Here is a 4,743-nt window from a genome sequence, read left to right on the forward strand (position 1 = left end):
GATCGATTAACCAATCACAGGGGCATATTTTTGGCGTAATCCGTCTGACTTGCTACCGGTGGCGGTGAGGCTGCCAGCGTTCAGCGGTGCGCCGGTGTTGGTGTGGGTATGGCTGGCGGTGAGGCTGGCCAACTCTTTGACTACATCCAGCGTGTCCAGCATTAGCGCCATAACGTTAATCTGCTGGCTACCTATCCATACCACCGGCGCTATCACATCCTGACGAACGGCGGCAATGCTACGGCGGATGTTACCTATTTTCTCTATCAGGTCTTGCCCCACGTCAACGGTGGCATTCTGTCCCACCTTGGCCAGATAGTTAGCCTGGGTAGCCAGACTGTAATCCCCCTCGGCAATCTGCTGGATAGCACCGGCCAGTAAACTAGCCGTCCCCAGTACCGTCGTTTTATCGGTGGCCTGAACGGTGGTTTCTCTGGCCACCAGTGTACGGGTTTCATCATCGGCGCTGATAACCCGGCTCATGGATTCCTCGCGGATAACCTGATCGGTCTTGCGTTCCCAATCTCCTGCTACGGTGACCCGTTGCGATACGCCATCGCGTTGCTGTTGCAACTGCTCCCCCGGTTTTATGTCCGGCAAGGTGTTGCCCTGGGAAAGCGTCTGGCGCACAAATGGCTTGTCTGGCCTGCCACCGGTAAAGCCCACCTCCACCAACGTGCCGGGCGGTGGAAACTGAAACATGCCGGATTCCGCACCTGCCATCGGCAAAGGCAACGGCACCGCCGGATAAATCGGGGTATCCGCTGCGGGCTGGCCGTCATCGTCCAGTAATTGCAGATTAACGCCATAGCGTGGGCGGAACGGGTCGGACAGGTCGCCGCTGGCCACCGCTTCGCTTGCCCCTTCTACTCTGGCCATCTTCGGTAAATGCAGCCCCGCCGATAACTCCGGGTAGGCATTATCTATCTGCCGCTGGATGGGGGTTTTCTGCAACGACTGGCCAGTCACTTTGTTGCGCGGCGTCCAGGTCAGCACTAAATCATCATTATTCAGTCTGACCTGGCTAATCCGCTGGCCGTTCATTTCCACGCCCGGCCGCACGGATTGGATCATCGGCACGGTCATGGTATTGCCTGCCGCCGCTGCGCTGCTGAATTCAGCGGGAATAGTCACCGGTTTACCGGCAAACAGGGAATGTGGCCAGCTCCCCACATACACCGCCCCATCCGGCAACTGATACCAGACATAATCCGTAATGCCGAACGCTGCCCCGATATTGGCCAGCAATTGGTAGCCGGTGCCGCTGTGGGTGAAATGGGGGATCGGTCTATCGTTATAGTCGGCATCCTTGGCCAGCGTGAAGGTTAAGCCGCTGTTTTCCGTCAGCCAATCGGCCAACTGGCGCAAGGTCGGGTGTTGCATCGATACCGGCCACATCCGTTCAAAAATACCCGTCAGCTCCCGCACGAAAAGGCGCTGCGAACCATTCTCTGACGGCTGCGAGCGCTCTACGTAGCCGGTAAACCAGCGCAGCACCAGTTCGGGGTAACCGGCATCGATACGTACCAGTTTGCCGGTGTAATCGGTGGTCGTTTCAGCGGTAATAAATCCCCGACCGCAGGCATTAAGTTCCAACACGATATTGGCATCAACCAACGGTACAGTGTCGCCAGACAGCATTAAACGGCGGATCGGTTTCATTCTGATTATCCCAGGGCATCATTGACGGGTTTCAACACCTTGCGCTCAAACCAACTGAGTTTGTCCGCATCTTCGGCGGCATCGCTACCACCGGAAGTACCGCCCGCCCCCTGTTTTTTAGCCTCGGTTTTACTCCCGGCACGGGCTTCTTTTTTCTCCGGCACACTCATAAATTCTTTCAAGGTGAAGGTGACTAACCACGCCATTTTCCCATCCTGTTTAGGCGCATCAATCGCGCCGGTAAAGGTCGCCTGACGAAAGTTAATCGCCTGCGCCACCTGATTGGCCACCCGGTATCTTTTCAGGCCACCGCCCGCGCCTTTGGCTTCTGCCAACGCAAAAATGCGGGTTAACACCTCCGGCGTGCTAAATGGCACTAAACCGGAAATGCGCAGTTCTTTGGCTTTGATGCCCTGCTCTGCGGTGGCGGTGCTCGATGTCTGTCCGCTCTGGTCTTTTTCCTGAAATTGCATGGTCGGGGTGACGGTCAATCCTTTTAATGGAATGGCCTCACCGTCCAGTGCCAGCATGACTATCTGTGTCATGGATCATCGCCTCCAGCGTGGTTAAATCCTCTCCGGCAAACAAGGTGGCCAACGTAAAAACTGCGTCCGGCTGCGGTACGTTCTTTCTCATCTCGCTGGCCACATGGGCGGCGGTGCCATTGGCGGTAAATACCCATGCCACTGCCGTTCCGGCCAGTAATCCGCTGAGCGCATCGGCAATCTTGCCCAACGCACTTTCTCTGGCTGCGGTGAATTGGGTTAACGCCGCTTGTAACCCCCCCACACTTGCCCCGCCTGCGGCGGCAGTTTTGGCTTCGACAATACGCCGGGCATTCAGCGCCATTCGACTGGTCGCAGTGGAAAGCGGTTGAGGAAGTGGCAAACCGCCTGCGTTCTGAGCTGGCAACTGCATTTTGGTGGTAGCCAGTGACGCCGCCGTTCTGGCCATGCGTGATACCTGCGAATACACCGGCAAAGGCAACACATCAGAAAACTGCTGTAATAGCGGCATAAATTCGGCGTGGGTATGGGCGCAGACCATCAACACCACCACGCACTGTTCGCCACCGTGTCCGGCTAACTTACCCGCCAGATAATCCACCGCATTTTGTGGGCTAAGATAGTTACCCGTCGCCTCAGCCCGACCAACGCCGTAAACCCATGGATGCACAGGCAATATGGCGCAATTGAGCGCAGTCATATTGCTGGGAATGGATAGGGTTGCTTTACGCCACATCGGCGGGTGCCTCTGGCCAGTCAATGTCCGGGGCTGTAGCTGTATCAACCCTGTTTAGTAACACTCGGTAAGTTTTCCAAGCTGTTAAATGAGTCACTTCACTTTCCGAGGCTATATTTAGCTCAATAGCATCCTGTAATGGAGCCATCTCCTGTGTAGCAGTGCTCATCAAAAGATTCTTTTTAGCCTCGGCAGCAGCAACTAACTCTTCCATTGTTAATGGCCGTGGCGGCGGAATATCAATCCAGACAGGTCGTCCACTCTTAGCATGAAGCGTCATTCCCGCAGGGGGAGATTGCTTCCAATATTTCGCACATTCGCTCTTGGTGAGTAAGATTGCATCACTCGGCCAGTTATTGGCCGCAAGATACTCATCTTTCCACTCCTGAGGATAAAAACCGCCTGTGGACTCTGAGAAATAAGTCATACTTTTTATCCTTAATAGCCAATGGCTAAAATAAGTGGGTAGTTCAGGTGTTGAACACCCGTACCAAACCATTGCGGGAACACTTTAACTTGCGAGTTATTCCACCATGACGTTTGAAACATGATGTCTGGATTTCGGGTGTCATCCCCTTTAGTGGTAGCAAATGCCATCAGACATGCCGATGGAAACGCAATAGGGAAAGCCAGAACAGGGTAATCAACAGTTTCCGCAACTGATACTGGACCGCTCATCCATTGAATAATTAAACCACCGGGCACATCGGGAATACGGATGTAATCTGCACCAGAGAAGTGACGCTTACCAAATTGAGCGAGGACTCCGGCAATTTTATTATTAATAAAGCTCAAAAGGTCGCCTGTCCCTCCACCTCCCCCCCACGCTCTACCTGCAATATTGCCGTTGCCATCAAGATATCCGCCACTAGGACCTCCTGCCCGAACCGAACCATAAGAAACAACATTACCTCGTGCTGTTAACTCAAAATCCCCTGTAGCAAAAGTATAATTCGTTGCAAACATCCACTGTTCACCGTATTCAGGGTGGTAATTAACATAATCTGTAGTGATAGAGGTGGACGGTGCTTTGATATAACAACGGAATCCAGCCGCATAAGCATCAGAACCCGGCGAGCGACATTCAATTTTACTCCGAGAGGTAACTACCCCTACGGCATCGATATTACTTTCAGATTTGATATTGCCTGCGCTGAACAAATCTCGCACATGCAAAGCCTTTTCAAATGTCCCGCCTTGAGTGCGAGATACCACATCATTAGCCGCTGCTGCACCTAAATCTGATAATGTAGGCTTGTATTTTGGACTGTATAATTCAACCCATTCTCCCCACGGACCCTTACCCGTCCACAATGCGGTTAGCCCGCGAATAAACTTCCGTCCAGAGTAGGTCGTGTATTCTTGCTGGCATCCGTATGCAGAAGGTGTAACCAGTAATGTCCCACTCGCCATCATAGGATAATGATCCTCTGAGGTTGCCTTTCGGTCTGTTTGCTGGAACCAGATACCTCTATCATCCCTAGAGCCAATCAAGTTTAGGTCTTTGTCCAACGGCAACATCATCATTGGTAATGCTGCAACATCTTGCGCCGTCAATGTGTCTTTTAGCGCTAATGCACCTAGCTCCAAACTTTTACGGCTTTCAGCCTTATCTTTCAGCGCCGCCAGATTGTCATCCTTACGCAGAAAATCACTCTTGCCTTGCTGATCGCCCAACGAACCTTTAGGCCGCAAATCGGTGATATTCCCCGCCACATCGATGCTGGCCACGGCAAACACCCGATGCATAAACCCGCGGTTGTCCTGGTAGTCTTGCAGGTCTGCCGCCAGCGTTAGCGTCACGACGGTTTCCCACTGGCTCACCACGTTGCCTTGCAA

The 4,743-nt window shown here is 53.2% G+C and carries 5 protein-coding genes and 1 pseudogene; all 6 read right to left on the bottom strand.

Translation table 11 applies throughout. From position 1 onward, the window contains the following. Nucleotides 1-6: 6 nt before the first annotated feature. Complete coding sequence (locus DBA33_RS18805) at nucleotides 7-1,662, bottom strand: hypothetical protein (protein ID WP_120806970.1); 1,656 nt, start codon at nucleotides 1,660-1,662, stop codon at nucleotides 7-9. Nucleotides 1,663-1,667: 5 nt separating this feature from the next. Then, nucleotides 1,668-2,207 (bottom strand): hypothetical protein, encoded by a 540-nt coding sequence (locus DBA33_RS18810; RefSeq protein WP_120806971.1) that lies wholly within the window; start codon nucleotides 2,205-2,207, stop codon nucleotides 1,668-1,670. After that, the gene (locus tag DBA33_RS18815) at nucleotides 2,173-2,904 is read right to left on the bottom strand and encodes a hypothetical protein (RefSeq protein ID WP_120806972.1); all 732 of its coding nucleotides are present in this window, start codon (nucleotides 2,902-2,904) and stop codon (nucleotides 2,173-2,175) included. The genes DBA33_RS18810 and DBA33_RS18815 overlap by 35 nt, the downstream gene beginning before the upstream one ends. Continuing rightward, nucleotides 2,894-3,331 (bottom strand): tail fiber assembly protein, encoded by a 438-nt coding sequence (locus tag DBA33_RS18820; protein WP_120806973.1) that lies wholly within the window; start codon nucleotides 3,329-3,331, stop codon nucleotides 2,894-2,896. The genes DBA33_RS18815 and DBA33_RS18820 overlap by 11 nt, the downstream gene beginning before the upstream one ends. 11 nt (nucleotides 3,332-3,342) lie before the next feature. Continuing rightward, the gene (locus DBA33_RS21255) at nucleotides 3,343-3,678 is read right to left on the bottom strand and encodes a hypothetical protein (protein WP_162975243.1); all 336 of its coding nucleotides are present in this window, start codon (nucleotides 3,676-3,678) and stop codon (nucleotides 3,343-3,345) included. 480 nt (nucleotides 3,679-4,158) lie between these two features. Continuing rightward, nucleotides 4,159-4,743 (bottom strand): annotated as a pseudogene (locus DBA33_RS21260) (pyocin knob domain-containing protein); the annotation flags it as partial.

Origin of the sequence: Yersinia sp. IP36721, assembly GCF_003634395.1 — a bacterium.
Lineage (GTDB): Bacteria > Pseudomonadota > Gammaproteobacteria > Enterobacterales > Enterobacteriaceae > Yersinia > Yersinia entomophaga.

Excerpts from the sequence above, each read along its gene's own strand:
- DBA33_RS18805 (WP_120806970.1), bottom strand. The coding sequence starts at position 1,662 with ATGAAACCGATCCGCCGTTTAATGCTGTCTGGCGACACTGTACCGTTG.
- DBA33_RS18810 (WP_120806971.1), bottom strand. The coding sequence starts at position 2,207 with ATGACACAGATAGTCATGCTGGCACTGGACGGTGAGGCCATTCCATTA.
- DBA33_RS18815 (WP_120806972.1), bottom strand. The coding sequence starts at position 2,904 with ATGTGGCGTAAAGCAACCCTATCCATTCCCAGCAATATGACTGCGCTC.
- DBA33_RS18820 (WP_120806973.1), bottom strand. The coding sequence starts at position 3,331 with ATGACTTATTTCTCAGAGTCCACAGGCGGTTTTTATCCTCAGGAGTGG.